We start from the raw sequence: 18,076 nt of genomic DNA, 5'->3' as shown, positions 1-18,076 counted from the left end.
AAAAGGATGTCAGGGAAACAGTCTGCAAAACCCCGCCTCGGCGGGGTTTTCTTTTTTGTGCGTCAGAATTTTCTCGATTTCCCAGTTCCTGTGGGAGCGGGCTCGCTCGCGATCGCATCACCACGGTCTTCCTGGAGCACCGAGTCGCCTGAATCGCGAGCAAGCCCGCTCCCACAAGGTGGCCAGCTACAGCGCCCCTTCATCGCCCTGCATCACATCTTCAAGCAACGTGCGCAGCAGTCCCAAAGTGGCTTGCTGGCGTTGCACATCGCGACACACCAGCCCCACTTGCAGCGGTACCCGTGGCTCGCTCAGCGGCTTCCACAGCAGCGCCTTGTCGTCGTGTTGATGACGCGAGCGCCCTGGCAAGACAGTGGCCAGCTTGCTATGGGGCAGGCTGTCGAGGATCCCCGCCATGGTGTTGAGCTCGGCCTGCACCTGCGGGCGACGGCCCAGATTGGCAAGCTGGGCTTGCCAGATCTGGCGCACCTGAAACTCCTCCCCCAGCAGCAACATTGGCAGCTCTGCCGCCTGGCTCAAGGACACTTTCTTGAATTCGCGCAACGGATGATCCGCCGGGATCACCAGTTGCAGTTCGTCTTCGTAAAGCATCATGGCGTGCAGCCCAGGCTGGCGTGGCGGCAGGTAACTGATGCCAATGTCGAGTGAACCATTCAGCAGGCGCCGTTCGATCTCTATGCCCGTGAGCTCGTAGATCTGTACCACCAAATGGGGTTGGGCCTGACGTACACGCTCCAGCATCTGCGGCACCAGGCTGGTATGCACAGTTTGCAATACACCGATGGCAATGGTGCGCAGGGCCTGGCCCTGAAAGTTGTGCAGAGCCTCTTTGGCCCGCTGCAATCCGTCGAGCAAGGGCAGCGCGTGGTTGTACAGCGTGTGTGCTGCCAAAGTAGGCAGCAGGCGCTTGCTGCTGCGCTCGAACAGGCTCACATCAAGGTTGTGTTCGAGCTGACGGATCTGCTGGGAGAGGGCTGGCTGCGAGATGCAAAGCCGCTCGGCGGCACGGCCCACATGGCCTTCTTCATAGACCGCGACGAAATAACGCAGTTGCTTGAAATCCATAAGTAATACTTATCGAAAATGCTTAAAAAACGAAATGGCTCAACGGCCTGCCGGCGCCTAGTCTACGCCCATTCCACAAGGCTCATCGAGCCAGAGATGCTGATAGGCAACGGCGTTTTACATAGGCAGGACAATAAACCCGAGCAGAGGTTTACCTTTCCCATGAAGCGTCGGCGGTTGCAAATCGAATCTGTTTATGGTCACAAGGTCCGCGTGCATGAACCTGTTTAACCTGCGTCGCCATTCCCCCAGCCTCGAAGAAATGGCCGCCCACTCTGCGCCATCCAAAGCTGGCAACCACCCGTCCCGAGACTGCCTGATGCCCTGCGTTGAGCGTGAAGCCCAAGTGTTTGTGCGCGGCCAGGGCTCATGGATGTGGGACAGCGACAGCCGTGCCTATCTGGATTTTACCCAGGGCAGTGCGGCCAACAGCCTGGGCCACAGCCCGGCGGTGCTGGTCAAGGCAATGACCGAGCAGGCGCAATCGTTGCTAAACCCGGGTGCAGGTTTTTTAAACCGCGGGATGTTGAACCTGGCGCAGCGCTTGTGTGAAAGCACCGGTAGTGATCAGGTGCATTTGCTCAACACCGGCGCTGAGGCCAATGAAGGTGCGATCAAGCTGGCACGCAAATGGGGCCAGCTGCATCGCGGTGGCGCCCATCGGATCATCACGGCCAGCCGCAGCTGCCACGGTCGCAGCTTTGGCGCGATGTCGGCTTCGGGCGGCGCTTCTGTGGATAACCGCTTCGAGCCACAGTTGCCGGGCTTTATCAATGTACCGTTCAACGATTTGCCGGCGCTGCATGCGGCAGTCGATGCGCAGACCGTGGCCATCATGCTGGAGCCGGTACAAAGCGAAGCCGGGGTGATTCCTGCGACTGAGCACTACCTCAAGGGTGTTGAGCGCTTGTGTCGCGAGCTGGGCATTTTGCTGATCCTGGATGAAGTGCAGACCGGCGTGGGGCGTTGCGGCACCTTGCTGGCAGAGCAGAATTACGGCATTCGCGCCGACATCATCACTCTGGGCAAGGGTTTGGGCGGTGGTGTGCCATTGGCCGCATTGCTGGCTCGGGGCAAGGCCTGTTGCCTGGAGCCCGGCGAGCTGGGCGGTACCCATCATGGCAATGCCTTGATGAGCGCAGCGGGGTTGGCGGTGCTGGACACGGTGCTGGACAAGGGCTTTCTGCAGCAGGTTCGCGACGCGGGGCAACATCTGCGCGAGGGGCTGGGCAGGTTGGCAAATAGTTATGCACAGGGCGAATTGCGCGGCCAGGGTCTGCTTTGGGGTCTGACCTTGTCGGATAACTCGGCAGACGCTGTGGTCAAGGCGGCGTTGTATGAGGGCTTGCTGATCAGCGCCCCGCAGCCCGACTGCCTGCGTTTTACCCCGGCCCTGTGTGTGAGCAAGGGCAATATCGATGAAATGCTGCTGCGTCTGGCCCGGGCGTTTTCCCGGGTTCGAACGGCGCAATTGCAGTGCCGTCGCGGGGTTGCCGTCTGATTGCAGCCGTTACACAGAATTTAAAGAACCGTCTCGCGGTATAACGCATCGCCCCGTGCCTGATTTCTTCGGTACGGGGCGTTTTTTTTTGTCTGTGGATAAGTTCAGTCTGAACCTTTGGCTTGCGCCTGGAGTCGATTAGAAGCAGGGCCATTTCTGGCCCGCCACTATCAGGGAGCTGCGCATATGGATCTTATTAAAATCATCTTTGCCATTCTGCTTCCACCGCTGGGTGTGTTTATGCAGGTGGGTTTTGCCGGTGCGTTCTGGCTGAATATTCTGCTGACCCTGTGCGGCTATATCCCGGGCATCGTGCATGCGGTGTGGATTATCGCCAAGCGGTAAACAGGCAGCGACTACAGTTATGTATCGGCCTGCATCACCTGGCTATAAAACAACCATTCCTGTTCCAGTGCATGGGCCTGGTTACTGGCCTTGCGAAAGCCGTGGCGTTCGTCCGGGTAGTAATGGGCCTGGGCCGGGATGCCGTTGTATTGCAGGGCCTGGAGCATGTCGCGGGTTTGTTGCGGCACCACTACAGCGTCCAGCTCACCCTGGAAGAAAATAACCGGCACGCTGATCTGGTTGGCGTACAGCAACGGAGTGCGCGCTGCATAGCGTTCAGCGTCGCGCTCCGGATCGCCAATCAGCCAGTCAAGGTAGTCACCTTCAAACTTGTGGGTGGACCGCGTCAGCGCAATCGGGTCGCTGACCCCGTACAGGCTGGCACCCGCCCGGAACACTTTATGGAATGCCAGCGCGCACAAGGTGGTGTAACCCCCCGCGCTGCCGCCACGAATAAACGCACGGCGGGGAGCAATCAGATCTTGTTCGGTGAGATAACTGACCACCGCGCAGGCATCTTCGACATCCACCACGCCCCAATTCAAATGCAAGGCTTGACGATACTCACGGCCATAGCCGGTGCTGCCGCGATAGTTGAGGTCAGCCACGGCAAAGCCGCGCTGGGTCCAGTATTGAATGCGCGGGTCGAGCATCGGGTAACAGGCCGAAGTCGGACCGCCGTGGATAAATACCAGCAGGGGCGGTTTTTTCTCGCCGTTCATAGCCGGGTAGAAAAAACCGTGGGCATGGCCTGTTCCAGAGGGATAACGCAGAGTTCTCGGGCGGCTGATACGCTCGGGGGGCAGCGGTGCAATGCCACCCGCCAGTACCTCGACCTTATGCTCGGTGCGGCAGATACGGATCACGGCTGAAGGGCGTATCGGCGATGCTGCGATGCAGTAGATAAATGCCTCATCCAATGCCAGGCTGCGAAAATGGCTGTAGTCACCGGTGAAGTCTTCGAGGTTGCCGTCAGCTGTGCGGATGCCCAGTCGCCCGAAGCCGTCCTCGGTCCAACTGGCCAGATAGGCCTGCTCTCCCAGCGGCACAAAGGTGCTGGTGCCCAGTTGCCAAGGGGCCGGGGCGTGATCGGCGCGCGCGCTGGGCGCGGGTACCAGGCCTTCGCCAGACTCGGCCCAGGGCTGCCAGAAACCTGCGCGGTCGGTCAGGCAATGGAGCCGGTTATGTTCGTCGAAACGCGGCTGTTGCAGCGATTCCTCATCAAGATCACCGGCCAGGCATTGCGCGGTGTTCCAGCGCCCGGCGGTTTGGCCTTCGGCCAGCATCAGACGGGTAGAGGTCCACGGCTGGTGTGGACGGCTCCATTCAACCCAGGCCAGGCGCTGGCCGTCAGGGCTCAGCGCCGGTGCGCCGTAGAAGTCGGCACCTTCAGCCAGGATCTGACGTTCAAGGGTGTCCAGGTCGATGCTGACCAGTCGGTGTTGGTCGCCGGTCTCTTCGACTGCCAGCACCTGCCCGCCGGCAAACTGCACGCCGCCGTAGCGGCATTCGCCCTGGGTCAGTGCCTGCGGGGCGCTACCTTCCAGAGGTTGCAGATACAGCTGCTGATCGGTTTCGTTGACGAACACCACGGCGTTATCGCTCAGGCAAAACCCGCCACCGCCGTACTCATAGACCCGGCTGCGTGCGCTGAAACCGGCGGGCGTCAGGCAGTGGGCCTGGCCATCGCGCCAGTGCCAGATGCGCGAGGCCGCATCCTGTGGACGATATTCGTTCCAGAACAGGCCTTGCGGGCCGACCCGCAATTCTGCGAAATCAACCCCGGCGGCTACGGCGAGTGCGGCGCTGAAGGGCTCAGCTTTTGGCGATAAGACGTGAGTTTCGTTCATTTCGGAAGGCCAATTGTTCGATGGTCTGGGTGGCGTGCTCGGCTTCTTCGCGCGCCTTGAGAATCAGGTTGTGTTGGGGCGATTTGCTGCACACCGGGTCCGCATTGCTGGCGTCCCCGGTGAGCATAAAGGCCTGGCAACGGCAGCCGCCGAAGTCCTTTTCTTTCTCGTCGCACGAGCGGCAGGGCTCGGGCATCCAGTCATAACCGCGAAAACGGTTGAAGCCAAACGAGTCGTACCAGATGTGCTGCATGCTGTGGTCACGCACATTGGGGAACTCGACCGGCATTTGTCGGGCACCATGACACGGCAGGGCCGTGCCGTCAGGTGTAACGGTCAAAAAGATGCTGCCCCAGCCGTTCATGCAGGCTTTTGGGCGTTCTTCGTAATAGTCCGGCGTCACGAAGATCAGCTTGCAGGGGTGACCCTCTGCTTCCAGTTTGGCCCGGTATTCGTTGGTGATGCGCTCAGCCCGTACCAGTTGCTCCTTGGTCGGCAGCAGGCCGACACGGTTGAGCTGGGCCCAGCCGTAGAACTGACAGGTGGCCAGCTCAACAAAGTCGGCTTCAAGGGCGATGCACAGCTCGATGATGCGGTCGATTTTGTCGATGTTGTGCCGATGGGTGACGAAGTTCAGCACCATCGGGTAGCCGTGGGCCTTGACTGCCCTGGCCATTTCGAGCTTTTGCGCGAAGGCTTTTTTCGAACCGGCCAGCAGGTTGTTGACCTGCTCGTCGCTGGCCTGGAAGCTGATCTGGATATGGTCCAGCCCGGCTTTTTTGAAGTCGCTGATCTTTTGCTCGGTCAGGCCGATGCCCGAGGTGATCAAGTTGGTATAGAAACCCAGCTTGCGCGCTTCGCCAATCAACTCGGCCAGATCCTGGCGCACCAGTGGCTCGCCACCGGAGAACCCCAGTTGCGCTGCACCCATCTCCCGCGCCTCGCGAAACACCTTGATCCACTGTTCGGTGCTCAGTTCTTTGCCCTGCTGGGCGAAGTCCAGAGGGTTGGAGCAATACGGACATTGTAACGGGCAGCGGTAGGTCAATTCAGCCAGCAGCCACAGCGGCAGGCCGACTTCAGGCTTGGGCGGGATACGGCTGTCAGGCAAGTTCGATCCAGTGCTCTGCACGAGCGACCTCCATAAATTGCTCGATATCTGCGCCGAGCTCGGGTACGCCGGGGAACTGTTTGTCCAGTTCGCCAATAATGGCCGCGACGTCGCGCTGGCCGTCGATCAGGCCGCCGATCAGGGCCGCGCTGTCATTGAGCTTGATCATGCCTTCGGGGTACAGCAACACATGGCCTTTTTGCGCGGGCTCGTACTGGTAACGATAGCCGGTGCGCCAGGTCGGGATTTTGCTGCGATCGAAGCTCATAGGGTGATTCCTTTGTGCCAGACACGTTGGCTGGTCACGCTGTGATAGGGCGGGCGGTCCAGCTCGTAGGCCATGGTCATGGCATCGAGCATGCTCCACAGGATATCGAGTTTGAACTGCAGGATTTCCAGCATGCGCTGCTGGCCTTCATAAGTAGTGTAGTGCTGCAGGGTGATTGCCAGCCCGTGCTCCACGTCGCGTCGGGCCTGGCCCAACCGGGTGCGGAAGTATTCGTAGCCGGCGGGGTCTATCCACGGGTAATGCTGGGGCCAGCTGTCCAGGCGCGACTGATGGATTTGCGGCGCAAACATTTCGGTCAGCGAGCTGCTGGCGGCTTCTTCCCATGTAGCGCGGCGGGCGAAGTTGACGTAGGCATCCACGGCAAAACGAACGCCGGGCAGGACCAGCTCTTGAGAGCGCAGTTGATCCGGGTCCAGGCCAACCGCTTGACCGAGGCGCAGCCAGGCTTCGATGCCGCCGTCTTCACCGGGCGCGCCGTCGTGGTCGATCATGCGTTGAATCCACTCGCGGCGCACTTCACGGTCAGGGCAGTTGGCCAGGATCGCGGCATCCTTAAGCGGGATATTGACCTGGTAGTAGTAACGGTTGGCGACCCAGCCCTGGATCTGCTCGCGAGTCGCGCGGCCTTCGTACATTGCCACCTGATAGGGGTGGTAGATGTGGTAATACGCGCCTTTGGCCCGCAAGGCGGCCTCGAATTCGGCGGTAGAGAGTGGGGCTTGGGTCATCTGGTGCCTCCAAAAAATGTGATGCCTTTGTAGCAGCTGCCGAAGGCTGCGTTCGGCAGCTGCTACAGATTCAGCTTTTACAATTCGATGCTCATGCCATCAAAGGCCACTTCAACCCCCCGGCGTACCAGTTCGGCACGCTCGGCGGAGTCTTCGTCGAGAATCGGGTTGGTGTTGTTGATGTGGATAAGCACTTTGCGCTGCTCGGGCAGTTGCTCAAGCACTTCGAGCATGCCACCGGGGCCGTTTTGCGCCAGATGGCCCATTTCCCGGCCGGTACGGGTGCCTACGCCGCGGCGCTGCATTTCGTCGTCGTCCCACATGGTGCCATCCACCAGCAGGCAGTCGCTGCCCGCCATGATTTCCAGCAACGGCGCGTCAACCTTGCCCAGGCCTGGGGCATAGAACAATTTACCGCCCGTGCGCAGGTCTTCAACGATCAGGCCGATATTGTCGCCCGGGTGCGGGTCGAAGCGATGCGGCGAATACGGCGGCGCGGCACTGCGCAGGGGCAGCGGGCTGAAACGCAGGTTGGGGCAGGCCGGGATTGTGAACGAACCTTCCAGCTCGATGCGGTTCCAGTTCAAGCCACCATTCCAGTGCTTGAGCATGGTGAACAGCGGGAAACCGGTGCTCAGGTCTTCGTGGACCATGTCAGTGCACCAGACTTCGTGGGGGCAGCCTTCGCGCAGGCTCAGCAGGCCGGTGGTGTGGTCGATCTGGCTGTCCATCAGAATGATGGCGCTGATCCCGGTATCACGCAGGGCACGGCCCGGTTGCATCGGGGCGAAGTCCTGGAGTTGCGCGCGAATGTCGGGCGAGGTGTTGCACAGCACCCAGTTCACGCCGTCGTCGGAGATCGCAATCGACGATTGGGTACGCGCCTTGGCGTTTAACGAACCATCACGAAAACCCGCGCAGTTGACGCAGTTGCAGTTCCACTGCGGGAAACCACCGCCAGCGGCGGAACCTAGAATCTGGACAAACATGGCGTGTTCTCTTGCAAATCTGGAAATAAAAACGCCCCGGCGAACCGAGGCGTTGGGTTGCTCTGCTCAGTGAAGAAGCAGATCAACGGCTAGCGAAGTACATGGTGACTTCAAAGCCAATACGCAGGTCGGTGTAAGCAGGTTTAGTCCAAGCCATAACATGACTCCTTCAGCGGGTGGGTGAGTAGTGTCTCTTGATTAGTCCAGCTCCCGAAGGAGATGTTCAAAAGCTTAGGTGGCTATGTTACTAAATTTGACGCTTTTTGAACGCCCAATGTCGAAGAAAGCCCTTTGCAGGGTTGGTAATTATCAGCTTCTTCCTGGATAAAACGTTTCAGTTACAGGACCGGTAGCCACACATAACCAGCGGCTGTCAGGTTGTGTGGTTTGCTGTGCAGCCTTGAGTGTAGTGTCTTGATCCAGCGCCATAAGCGCAGTGTAGAGGGCTGCCAGGTAATCCGACGGGTGGCCTGCCAGCTTGCTTTGCCATAGCAATTCGCTGGCCTGTGACACGCCCAGGGCCTCACTTGAGAATTGCTGTGCCAGGGCGGCGCGGGCCTGGGTGAAAGATGTTTCATCCAGTGCCGAGACCAGATTTGGCAAATCTACGAGGAAGTTACGGATGTGCTCAAAGATTTGTGCCGTGCTCGCGTGGGGCGATTGCACACCAAACAGCAGGCCGGTTTGGCCATTGATTTGGCGCAAGCCACTGAACACCGCGTATCCCAATTGCAGTTCAACCCGCAGGCGTTGATAGAAAGGGGTTTGCGCCACTTGGGCAAGCAGACGCCAGGCAGCTTCGCCCGCCACTGTGGCCTCGGCGGCCGGGCAAAACAGCAGCAGTGCGTGTTCGCTGGAATCACAGGGTACTGTGTGCCAATGGCGCTCGACAGGATGCCCGGACTGAAGCGTCAGTTGCGCATCCGGGGTACCAGGCACCTTGTTCAGCACGGGGCCAATCAAGGCCTGTGTGGCAGATGGCAGGCCGACTGCCAGCCCGTCCCAGCGTGTTTCTGACCAATTGTGGGACCCGTCACTTTCGCCAGCGGGCGGGCACAGTTCGGGCAGGCGCTTGAGCAGTTGGCGAATGGGCATCAACGTCGCCTCAGGGGGCGTGCCGGCTGATTGCCCGGTGCACGGGCTGGCGAGCGTACGCAGGGCGCTTTCCAGAATGGCGGGCATCGGCTCGTGGTAACCGTACATCTTCAGCAGCCAGTCATTGCCCAAAGCGTTGAGCGAAAGTTCGACACCAGCGTCACGAGCATCCTGGATCAACGGGCGCAGGCTGTTCTGCAGCGCAGGCATCGGGTTGTCGGCAGGTGTAGCGGGCAAACGCCAGCGCAGGTAAATCGCTGCTTCGCCGCTGAGGTTGGGTATTGCCGTGCTGAAACTCATGGCAGACACGTCGCGGCGACTGCGCAAACGATCCTGGGCAAAGGTGCGCAAACCACGGTGAGCGCTGGTTTGCCCGCGAATCAGGCCGGCACTCACCGGCTCCTTCGCTGCTTGCAGAAATGGATTGGGCGCTGGCAGTTGCCAGGCATGGTGCGATAACTGCATTGCCCCTGGCTGCAGCTGCCCCAGCACGACCTTGAGGGTTGTTACGCCTTGATCCGATAAGCCGGGCACATGTTGCTTGCAGTCACTTCGAGCAAGCTCCAGTGCGCCACTGATGTCTTGCTGGCGTTGTTGCAGCAGACAGAACTCTTCACGTAACGCTGGCCAGTCCTGTTGTGCGCGGAAGAACCCCAGCCAGTCATGGAAGGTGTCGCTGATTAGCGTGGCATGTTGGGCAATGGCGTTGGTTGCAGTGAACTCAATCTGTAGCAGTGCCTGGTCTTTGAAGCAGTAGAGCGACGTGGCCTTAAGGGTGTCGATCAGTTGCTGCTGGCGTAACTGTGCGAACAGACCGCCGGCTTTGTCGGCATTGATCCAGTTGCACAGGAACTCCAGCGCCTTGTCAGACTCCGGCGGCAGCTGTTCCAGGGCAAACATCAGGCTCAGGCGCGAGCCGTCAATGTGTTGATAATGTCGCTGCTGACCGGTCATCAAGGCGGGTGCATCGGCCTGTTGCACGGCTTTGCCGGGGCGCAACACAGCGCTGCAGCGCTCGGCCAGGGTGCTCAGTTCACGGATTGCCGACGGGCCGCTCAGGCTCAAGGTCATTTGTCCGGCCTGATAAAAGGTCTGGTAGAAACCTTTCAGGGCTTGCTGAAAACCCGCGCGAGGTACTGGCAAGCTATAACGGTTACCGGCATGGAATGCGCGCAGTGGATGGGCCGGGTTCAATGGCTGGAACAGTTTGATCTCACGCTGTGCCGAAGGCTCACGGGCCCAGGCAATAAATTCGGCATGTAGCACTTCACGTTCACGCAGTTGGTCAGGCAGAGTCATGCGCGGATGGGCGAGCATGTCGCACAAGCGTTCAAGACCCCCTTCGAAAGCACCCATGGGCAGTTCGAAAAAAAAGTCGGTATGTCGCTCGCAGGTTCTGGCATTGACCTGACCGCCGTGGCGCTGTACCCAGGCCATCAGGTTGTCTGCCGCCGGGAAGCGTGCGGTGCCCAGAAACAGCAAGTGTTCAAGGAAGTGCGCCAGGCCCGGCCAGGCCGCAGGCACATCATGGCTGCCTGCGGCGACCCTTAAAACGGCCGCGCAGCGCTTGAGGCGCGGCTCGTGGCGTACGCAGAGGGTCAGGCCGTTTTCAAGGGTCAGACGTTGGGTGTGAGGGTGGTTCAGCGCAGGCATGGGCACTTCCGGAACAGAGAAGCGCTCATGCTAGCGGATTTAGCCCTTGCTCAGCTCGCCATATAGCTCGGGCCGACGGTCTGCGAGGTAAAAGTTGCCGCTTTTTGCATCAGTCAGCTGTTGGCGTTGCAACGTTGCCACCAGCAGGGTCTCATCCTGTTCGGCCAGGGCAATCTGCTTGCCGTTGGGTGCGGCGATGCTGCTTTGGCCGCAGTAATGGATCTCGCCTTCATGGCCACAGTAGTTGGCGTAGGCTACATAGCAGTGGTTTTCGAAAGCCCGGCAACGCACGGTGACATCGGCGATGAACTCGAAGGGCACCATATTCGCGGTGGGTACCACAATCACTTCAGCTCCGGCCAGGGCCAGCCTGCGGGTGTTTTCCGGAAACTCGAGGTCGTAGCAGATCAGCAGGCCGAGCTTCCAGCCGTTGAGTTCAATGACCGGGAATGAGTCGGGGCCCTGGCTGAACATCGAGTGATCGAGTTCGCCGAACAGGTGAGTCTTGCGGTAGTTGCACAGACTTTTGCCGTGTGCGTCGATCAACTGTGCACTGTTGTAGATATGTCCGTCTGCACCGCGCTCGGGGTAGCCGTACACAATGGCCATGCCCGTGGCTTTGGCCAGTTTGGCAATTTGCTGTGCGGCGTCGCCGTCGTGGGCTTGTGCGAGTTCGGCTACGGCTTGCGCGCCGATGTTGTAGCCGGTGAGGAACATTTCGGGCAACACCAGCAGGTCAATGTTATCGGCTTGCTGGGCTGTTTCACGCAAACGCTGCAGATTGCCCGCAACATCCAAGGGCAGAGGCGGGCATTGGTAAAGGGCAATGCGCATGGGGTTCTCCTGGTGTTGACTGTTGGTGTGGGAGCGGGCTTGCTCGCGATGGCATCCACCCGATATGCCTGATGCACCGCGTTGCCTGAATCGCGAGCAAGCGCGCTCCCACTGGAATCAATTCACCCTGCGGGGTCAATCCGGCAGCGCAATCGGGCCAATGTCGTGGAACACATCTCCCGGCCCCGGGTTGGCCGCATGGGTGCTGCCGCCAAAGTGATGCATGATGCCCCAGACCGCGTTCAATGAAGTCTGCACCGCGCCCTCAACCCAGGCCGGGGTCCACGACACGTCATCGCCGGCAATAAAGATCCCGCGTTGTTCTGCGGGCATGTCCTGTTGCATGAAGTGCGCATACATCCGCTGGTTGTAGCGGTAATGCCCCGGCAGTGCACCCTTGAAGGCGCCCAGGAAATGCGGGTCTGCCTCCCATGAAATGGTGATCGGGTCGCCGATGATGCGGCTGGCGATATCCACCTTCGGATAAATCTTTTTCAGCGAGTCGAGGGCCAGCTTCACGCGCTTTTCCACAGGGTGCGGGAGCATTTTCAGCGCATCGCTCATCCACGAGTACGACAGGCATATCACCCCCGGCTTGTCGTCGCCGTTGTCGAACAGGTAGGTGCCACGGGTCAGGCGGTCGGTCAGGGTCATGCTCATCAGGTCGCGGCCGGTTTCCGGGTCTTTGTCCTTCCAGAACGGGCGGTCGACCATGACAAAGGTTTTCGATGATTGCATGTAGCGCGTACGGTCAAGGGCCATCCACAGCTTCTGTGAGAACAGCGACTCTTCGCATTCGATCTGGGTGGTCAGTAGCCAGCTTTGACATGTGACCAGCACGGCTTCGTAGGGGCGTGTGACACCGAGAATGTCAGTGACGGAAAACATCCCATCCTGTGTGCGTGAGATCGCCTTGACCCCGGTGCGAGGCGCGCCGTTGTGCAGCGAACTCAGGCTGGTGCCTGCAGGCCAATGGGCACAGCGTTCGGGGGCGTGGCGCCAGATTCCCAGTGGCACTTGCTCGACACCTCCAACGACCAGATGCTGATGGTCGTCGCAGTTGGTCATCACCACCCGGAAGATTTCCAGCATCGAGTTGGGGAAGTCCGAATCCCATCCGCCAGTACCGAAACCCACCTGGCCAAACACTTCGCGGTGCTGGAATGACAGTTTGGCAAAGGCCTTGGAGGTCGCGACGAAGTCGTAGAACGTGCGGTCGTCCCACAGAGGAACCAGCGTGTTCCACAGCTCTTTGAGGCGAGGGACGTCGCGGTCACGGATGGCTTGCTGAATATCGCCAAAGCGCGAACCTTCCTCCAGCGCATCGGCCCAGGCGTCGGCCACTTCCTGAAACAGGGCAGGCAGATCCGCCAGTTTTTGTGCGTAGAAGGTTTGGCCTTCGAGGTCGATAACCGTACTGCCGGAAGCTGGGGTCAGCGGGTTGGGGAAGGGTTTGGTCTCCAGCCCCAGCTTGTCGACATAGTGGTAAAACGCTGTTGAAGACACTGGAAAGCGCATGCCGCCGAGCTCGGCAATCACCCCTTCACTGCCCTCAAAGGCTTGCGAGCGCAGGCGCCCACCCATTTTCGAGGCTTCATATACCACGGGTTTGAGGCCCAGCTTCATCAACTCGTAGGCCGCCACCATCCCGGCCATGCCAGCACCGACAATCGCTACCTCAGCGCCAAGTTTATGTGTGGGAATACTGCCCAGGCCAGCGGGGTGTTCGATCCAGTCATCGAAGGCAAACGGGAAGTCCGGGCCGAAGATGGTGACGGGTTTTTTACCGTCGACAGGGTGACGATTATTCTTGTTCATGGCTGACCTTGCTGGCGACCCAAGCTTTACCTTGAGTATAGAAAAAGACAGGCACCATGATAGGCAGCGCAGAACACGTAAATAAGACGCAAACTGTCGTCGTTATGACTTTTATTTAGTCAATATGACGAAGCGGCTAGTCGATATGACTTATCCGCGATCAACTTTGCTGCTGAGGATGATTGAGGTGGTGGTTTTCTCGACGCCTTCGACACTGCCGATCTGATCGAGCAACTGGTCCAGCTGCTCGGGTGAATCGCTGCGCAGCCAAGCCACGTAATCGAATTCGCCACTGACTGCGCACAGTTGCTGCACCTGGACCATCGCACTCAAGCGTCGCACCACGTCCTTGCCGGAGCGTGGCTGCACGGTAATCCCGACATAGGCCTGCAGGCCGCCATCAATCAGGCGCTGGCCCAAGCGAACCCCGTAGCCGGTAATCACCCCGGTTTTCTCCAGCCGCGCCAGGCGTGATGTCACGGTGGTGCGGGCAATCCCCAATTGGCGTGCCAGCATTGCCACGCTTTCCCGGGCATTGAGCTGCAAGGCCGCGATCAATTGACGGTCGATTTCATCCAGTGCAGGGGGGCGGGTGTCAGGCAAGGGTGGCTCCAGGGGCTGCGTGATTGTTGGTCTTAGTCGAGTTTGCTACTCAGTGTCTGGTCACCTTGGAGGCTGACGCCGTACTGAATTTGGTAGCGTGTGCTGCGCCCACTGCCAGGCAGGCGAGTGATGCAGCCTTTCGCAAGCAGGTCACCCAGGTGGCGGGTCGCGGTAGCCTTGGAGACTTTGGTCACGGCTTGGTATTGAGCGGCGTTTATACCGTTCTCGAAGCCGCGTTCGCCACCGTCGAGCAGGTGGTTCAGCACCTTGAGCTGTTCGGCTAGCAGGGCCTGGTCGCGGTGTAGTTGCCAGAAACGGGCCTTGCTCAATACTCGTTCAATCCGGGCAAGGGCTTGCTCCAGGCTTTTAAGCAGCGTGGCTAGAAACCACTGCAACCAAGGAGTGATATCCAGTGTGCCTTTCTGGCTGGACTCCAGAATTCGGTAATAACCGGTGCGGTCATCAAGAATGCTGGCTGACATGGCATAGAAGCGGATGGATTGCTGCTCACTCTGGGCCAATGCCAAATCGGTGAGCGTGCGAGTGAGGCGGCCGTTGCCGTCATCGAACGGATGCAAGGTAACGAACCAAAAGTGGGCAATGCCTGCACGTAGTAAAGGATCAAGGCTTACATCGATTCTGCTGCTCTCGAACCAAGTGAGGAAATCGCCCAGTTGTTCTTCCAGCCCGGCACGTGGTGGTGCTTCAAAATGCACGGTGGGGTGGTGGAGGGGCCCGGATACTACCTGCATGGGTTCTTCGCCGCGCAGCGTGCCAGTGTGCAGTGGGCGGGCCAACAGCTTGTCCTCGCCGGGGAACAGCCAGCAGTGCCACTTATAGAGGCGTTCAAGATCCAGCAAGCGTTGATGCGCACTTGTGGCATCGAACAACAATTGTGCCAAGCCTTCGGAGCGTGCAGTTGTGCGACCTGTTCCGGTCAGCCCCATGCGGCGAGCCAGGGATGAACGTACAGAGCCTGCATTCAGCTGTTCGCCCTCAATGGCTGATGAGGTAACGATGTTTTGCAGCATGGTGTCCAGGCTGTTGAGCGCTTCATTATCACTTCCGACAGCGACAATCATCCCCAGCAAACGGCCCTGAGCCTGGGTACAGGCACGCAATAGCGGGTTAAGCATCTCAGCTTGCCAGCTAAAGTTTGGCCAGCCGGGCTGTTGCCAGATCCAGGGGGAATCGTTCATGGGCTTTACTCGTCTATGAGCCGATTAACGAATATATTCGGCTCATATAGTGAGCCGATAATGCCGGCTAATCGGCTCACTGTCTAACCTGGGATGCAGGGTAAGCCGACGAAAGGACTATAGAGCTGGCCTGTGGACGTTTTGTGGACGCAAACCGGTTTTCTGGGCGTTTTGAAAAGCAAAATCCCAAACCCCGGAAACACAAAAGCCGCGCAGTGCGCGGCTTTGAGTATGGTGGGCCCAGTAGGACTCGAACCTACGACCAAGGGATTATGAGTCACAAGATTGGAAATTAAATGACAGCTCATGAAACGATGGTTTCAGATAAAACAAGGCTTTCAGGCTGATTTAGCGTTTCGTGACGTTTCTTCTTATCTCTCAATATTGCTATGATTCGTTGAGCAATTCGTTAAGGCGATCTTGGAGCTAGGAATGGCGCAGAAACTGGTTCACAGCAAGATAACAGCATTGAAAGCCACGCTCTCTGAGGCCTTGGAAGGGAAAGGGACGGGTTCTCTTCTCTTTGAACGCCGAGCTACGGGCGTTTTGGTCTATCTGAGTCTGCGCCGAGAGAAAAAGCAGGAGCGTCTAAAACTTGGGAACTATTCCGAAAAAACGTTGGTTGAGTGGCGAGCCTATGCCGCTGCGAAGTCGTTAGAGATTCGAGCCTTCCCGAGTATTGATGACTATCAAAAAGCGGAAGAGGAGCGTCAACGCTCAACCCAACGTGCTGCGGATGTTGAGGCAAGGCAGGGAACGTTGGCTCAAATGCTGAATGCCTACGTTGACGATATGGAGCGTAGGGGCAAGTCCAGTGCCAGGGCCGTGCGTGGTGCGCTAAAGCTGGATGTTCTCGATCCATTCCCTGATCTGTCGAAATGCAAGGCCAAGGAAGTCGAACCTAGCGATATTGCGAACATCCTGCGTCGCTGCCTAACTCGATCAGTCGCCAGTAAAGGACGGGGCGCCCGCTTGACCAAGGCATCAGCAACCAATGGTAAAAAGCGACAGGCAGATAAATTGCGCTCTTACCTTCAGGCGGCTTTTTCGTTTGGCCTTGCTAGCGATCTAAACCCGCTCCGTGCTGGTGACGCTGTTCAATATGGTCTCAAATCAAACCCCGCGCGTGACGTGCCAACGATTGAAGGCGCCAATCAGGCGAACACCTGGGCGCTTACAAAAGAAGAGCTGAAAGCGGTTGTTCTGGCCGTTGAAGGTCTACCTGCTCGGCGTAGTGCAATTGCAAAGGCGATGCTTTATCTCGCTGGGCAGCGTGTAGAAATGCTTTGTCGGGTCACTTGGGCAGACATCTATGACGATGGTGAGCATGGGGAAGTGATGCGGTTAATCGACCTCAAGGGCGGAAAAGGTACGCCGTCACGTGAGCATCTGTTGCCGATGACTCAGCGACTCCGTGAGATCCTGTCGCCGCTACTAGCGCTTCAAGGGGCAGGCAAAGCACCTGGGCCATTCTCTCTGCGTGGAAAAGTCAGCATCACACCCGGTACTGCACTGGATATTTTCTCAGCGCTTGGGGATCAGCTTTCGACAAAGGGGGAAACTCGCCGTTTCACTTGGCGCACGTTGCGCGCAACTATAGAGACTCACTTAGCGTCCTTGGGTGTGAATCAGGAGCGCCGAGCATGGTTACTGTCACATGGTCGGTCAGGGGTGCAGGCAAAACACTACGATAGGTGGAATTATCTACCGGAGAAGCGTGGGGATTTGGATAGGTGGGCGCGTTATCTGGATGAATTGTCGGGAATGCCGCAGAGTGCGGAAGTGGTGCAGTTACCGACCCGCAGCGTGGTAAATCAATGAGCTGGCGATTTGAGGAGTTGGCGCGCATGCAGGAGCGCCAGAAGCTGCTAGAACAGCCGTTTGATCCAGTAGCAGTTACCGCTCGAGTCCTGGCGATGTTCTCCCGTGTTCTTCCCAGTAAGCCCGTGGACTGGGACGGTTATCCGATGCATGTCCGGTCTATCTCGTGGCGCAAAGTTGAGGGTGTCACGCGTGCATACGTCGATGGCGTGGATTTGATCGACGCTGCCGCGACCAACCGTAATGCATGGGATGAGGCTGCGCGATTCGCGGCTCAATATATTGAGAAGGGGGAGGCGGTTCCTGAGTTCCTGCGCGTGTTTACTGCCGAGGTACTGCGCGGGGGGCGACCACGACCAGCTCGCCGAGGAAAACCAGCCGACCCGAACCGGAACTTTGCAATCTGCCTGGGACTGGAGGCGCTGAGCCGTGCAGGCATAAAGCCCACTCGCAACGAAGCCACCGAAGATGTGCAATCAGGCTGCGACATCCTAGCCGCAACATTGGGGCGCGATACCTCTGCTTATGTCGATATTTGGAAGCATCGGAAGAGACACCTATATGTGCAAGCGAGCTGGGAGCTCCACTTGGAGCGTCTGCTTGTGGGGGATTAATCGCCGATTTCCCCCCTTCGCTATTTCCCGCCACTTTATTGAGAATGTCCCTGTCGAATCAATCTACACGGGGCTTTCCGAATGACCATGACCGCAACTGCCAGGGTTGAATCGCCAATCAGTTCGGCTATGCGCTTGATGTGAAAGCGTCCGTCCTCACCATCTGGTCAGTTCGACTGGCGGCTATGCTCTGCCGTATCTCAAGGTTTGTCGTCTGGTGCGCTACCGCGTGGGAGATCTTGCTGATTCTTGGCGTGCTGAATTGTGAATCATGCGGGGAGGCGCGGGTAACGAAAAAGCCAATGGATGGCGAAGAATGGGTATCTAAATCAGGGACTAATAGGTTGAAGTTAAGGATGTTTCTTAACTTTAAAATCGACCAAATTTCATGTGGTATCATATAAGCACAAAAAGGTCTAGAACATTTCGCTCTAGACCGTTTCGTTAAACGCTTTGTCTCAATGGCTCGCAACCATCGGACGGGGCAAACACCCACGCTGGGCGTCCTACAAATTTCTTAAGGGATCTTAGCCCAGCTCC

16 protein-coding genes are annotated in these 18,076 nt (G+C 58.4%); 4 read left to right on the top strand and 12 right to left on the bottom strand.

Features of this window, described 5'->3' with window-relative positions:
• Positions 1-186: 186 nt before the first annotated feature.
• Entirely contained in the window at positions 187-1,086 is a 900-nt protein-coding gene (locus FHL07_RS21795; RefSeq protein WP_094999915.1) for a LysR family transcriptional regulator, read from the bottom strand.
• Between the two features lie 217 nt (positions 1,087-1,303).
• Between FHL07_RS21795 and FHL07_RS21790 the strand changes: the two genes are divergently transcribed.
• Positions 1,304-2,587: an aspartate aminotransferase family protein gene (locus FHL07_RS21790; RefSeq protein ID WP_095025308.1), complete on the top strand. Its 1,284-nt coding sequence runs from the start codon at positions 1,304-1,306 to the stop codon at positions 2,585-2,587.
• A gap of 186 nt (positions 2,588-2,773) precedes the next feature.
• A complete protein-coding gene (locus FHL07_RS21785) occupies positions 2,774-2,932 on the top strand; it encodes a YqaE/Pmp3 family membrane protein (protein WP_004419451.1) in 159 nt (52 codons plus the stop codon).
• Positions 2,933-2,949: 17 nt separating this feature from the next.
• On the opposite strand, the gene FHL07_RS21780 is transcribed toward FHL07_RS21785, so the two are convergent.
• From FHL07_RS21780 to FHL07_RS21730, 11 genes are all read right to left on the bottom strand, one after another.
• The gene (locus FHL07_RS21780) at positions 2,950-4,782 is read right to left on the bottom strand and encodes a S9 family peptidase (RefSeq protein ID WP_095025309.1); all 1,833 of its coding nucleotides are present in this window, start codon (positions 4,780-4,782) and stop codon (positions 2,950-2,952) included.
• Positions 4,748-5,893 carry a pyrroloquinoline quinone biosynthesis protein PqqE gene (gene pqqE / locus FHL07_RS21775; RefSeq protein WP_153327691.1) on the bottom strand — a complete coding sequence of 382 codons (1,146 nt, stop codon included), beginning with the start codon at positions 5,891-5,893 and terminating at the stop codon, positions 4,748-4,750. The genes FHL07_RS21780 and pqqE overlap by 35 nt, the downstream gene beginning before the upstream one ends.
• Positions 5,886-6,161 (bottom strand): pyrroloquinoline quinone biosynthesis peptide chaperone PqqD, encoded by a 276-nt coding sequence (gene pqqD / locus FHL07_RS21770; RefSeq protein ID WP_094999919.1) that lies wholly within the window; start codon positions 6,159-6,161, stop codon positions 5,886-5,888. Before pqqD ends, pqqE begins: the two co-directional genes overlap by 8 nt.
• Positions 6,158-6,910 (bottom strand): pyrroloquinoline-quinone synthase PqqC, encoded by a 753-nt coding sequence (gene pqqC, locus FHL07_RS21765; RefSeq protein ID WP_016782463.1) that lies wholly within the window; start codon positions 6,908-6,910, stop codon positions 6,158-6,160. The genes pqqD and pqqC overlap by 4 nt, the downstream gene beginning before the upstream one ends.
• 77 nt (positions 6,911-6,987) lie before the next feature.
• Positions 6,988-7,899, bottom strand: coding sequence for a pyrroloquinoline quinone biosynthesis protein PqqB (pqqB, locus tag FHL07_RS21760; protein WP_048361138.1), 912 nt, complete (start codon positions 7,897-7,899; stop codon positions 6,988-6,990).
• Positions 7,900-7,981: 82 nt separating this feature from the next.
• Positions 7,982-8,056 (bottom strand): pyrroloquinoline quinone precursor peptide PqqA, encoded by a 75-nt coding sequence (pqqA, locus tag FHL07_RS21755; RefSeq protein ID WP_003444522.1) that lies wholly within the window; start codon positions 8,054-8,056, stop codon positions 7,982-7,984.
• A gap of 152 nt (positions 8,057-8,208) precedes the next feature.
• Positions 8,209-10,647 carry a pyrroloquinoline quinone biosynthesis protein PqqF gene (gene pqqF, locus FHL07_RS21750; protein WP_138738905.1) on the bottom strand — a complete coding sequence of 813 codons (2,439 nt, stop codon included), beginning with the start codon at positions 10,645-10,647 and terminating at the stop codon, positions 8,209-8,211.
• Positions 10,648-10,686: 39 nt separating this feature from the next.
• Positions 10,687-11,481 (bottom strand): carbon-nitrogen hydrolase family protein, encoded by a 795-nt coding sequence (locus tag FHL07_RS21745; RefSeq protein ID WP_094999921.1) that lies wholly within the window; start codon positions 11,479-11,481, stop codon positions 10,687-10,689.
• Positions 11,482-11,616: 135 nt separating this feature from the next.
• Positions 11,617-13,299 carry a flavin monoamine oxidase family protein gene (locus FHL07_RS21740; protein WP_130872136.1) on the bottom strand — a complete coding sequence of 561 codons (1,683 nt, stop codon included), beginning with the start codon at positions 13,297-13,299 and terminating at the stop codon, positions 11,617-11,619.
• Between the two features lie 150 nt (positions 13,300-13,449).
• Positions 13,450-13,902 carry an Lrp/AsnC family transcriptional regulator gene (locus FHL07_RS21735; protein ID WP_095031829.1) on the bottom strand — a complete coding sequence of 151 codons (453 nt, stop codon included), beginning with the start codon at positions 13,900-13,902 and terminating at the stop codon, positions 13,450-13,452.
• A 32-nt stretch (positions 13,903-13,934) separates the two neighbouring features.
• Positions 13,935-15,101 carry a Fic family protein gene (locus FHL07_RS21730; RefSeq protein WP_138738904.1) on the bottom strand — a complete coding sequence of 389 codons (1,167 nt, stop codon included), beginning with the start codon at positions 15,099-15,101 and terminating at the stop codon, positions 13,935-13,937.
• A 432-nt stretch (positions 15,102-15,533) separates the two neighbouring features.
• Here FHL07_RS21730 and FHL07_RS21725 point away from each other — a divergent pair, with 432 nt between their 5' ends.
• Positions 15,534-16,922 (top strand): tyrosine-type recombinase/integrase, encoded by a 1,389-nt coding sequence (locus FHL07_RS21725; RefSeq protein ID WP_094992816.1) that lies wholly within the window; start codon positions 15,534-15,536, stop codon positions 16,920-16,922.
• Complete coding sequence (locus FHL07_RS21720) at positions 16,919-17,536, top strand: hypothetical protein (RefSeq protein ID WP_138738903.1); 618 nt, start codon at positions 16,919-16,921, stop codon at positions 17,534-17,536. Before FHL07_RS21725 ends, FHL07_RS21720 begins: the two co-directional genes overlap by 4 nt.
• Positions 17,537-18,076: the final 540 nt, after the last annotated feature.

Source organism: Pseudomonas sp. FSL W7-0098 (assembly GCF_005930585.1).
Taxonomy (GTDB): Bacteria; Pseudomonadota; Gammaproteobacteria; order Pseudomonadales; family Pseudomonadaceae; genus Aquipseudomonas; species Aquipseudomonas bubulae.
This window is presented reverse-complemented; position numbering and strand designations above follow the sequence as displayed.

Coding starts and splice junctions, on each gene's coding strand:
- FHL07_RS21795 (WP_094999915.1), bottom strand. CDS start 1,086: ATGGATTTCAAGCAACTGCGTTATTTCGTCGCGGTCTATGAAGAAGGC.
- FHL07_RS21790 (WP_095025308.1), top strand. CDS start 1,304: ATGAACCTGTTTAACCTGCGTCGCCATTCCCCCAGCCTCGAAGAAATG.
- FHL07_RS21785 (WP_004419451.1), top strand. CDS start 2,774: ATGGATCTTATTAAAATCATCTTTGCCATTCTGCTTCCACCGCTGGGT.
- FHL07_RS21780 (WP_095025309.1), bottom strand. CDS start 4,782: ATGAACGAAACTCACGTCTTATCGCCAAAAGCTGAGCCCTTCAGCGCC.
- pqqD (WP_094999919.1), bottom strand. CDS start 6,161: ATGAGCTTCGATCGCAGCAAAATCCCGACCTGGCGCACCGGCTATCGT.
- pqqC (WP_016782463.1), bottom strand. CDS start 6,910: ATGACCCAAGCCCCACTCTCTACCGCCGAATTCGAGGCCGCCTTGCGG.
- pqqB (WP_048361138.1), bottom strand. CDS start 7,899: ATGTTTGTCCAGATTCTAGGTTCCGCCGCTGGCGGTGGTTTCCCGCAG.
- pqqF (WP_138738905.1), bottom strand. CDS start 10,647: ATGCCTGCGCTGAACCACCCTCACACCCAACGTCTGACCCTTGAAAAC.
- FHL07_RS21745 (WP_094999921.1), bottom strand. CDS start 11,481: ATGCGCATTGCCCTTTACCAATGCCCGCCTCTGCCCTTGGATGTTGCG.
- FHL07_RS21740 (WP_130872136.1), bottom strand. CDS start 13,299: ATGAACAAGAATAATCGTCACCCTGTCGACGGTAAAAAACCCGTCACC.
- FHL07_RS21730 (WP_138738904.1), bottom strand. CDS start 15,101: ATGAACGATTCCCCCTGGATCTGGCAACAGCCCGGCTGGCCAAACTTT.
- FHL07_RS21725 (WP_094992816.1), top strand. CDS start 15,534: ATGGCGCAGAAACTGGTTCACAGCAAGATAACAGCATTGAAAGCCACG.
- FHL07_RS21720 (WP_138738903.1), top strand. CDS start 16,919: ATGAGCTGGCGATTTGAGGAGTTGGCGCGCATGCAGGAGCGCCAGAAG.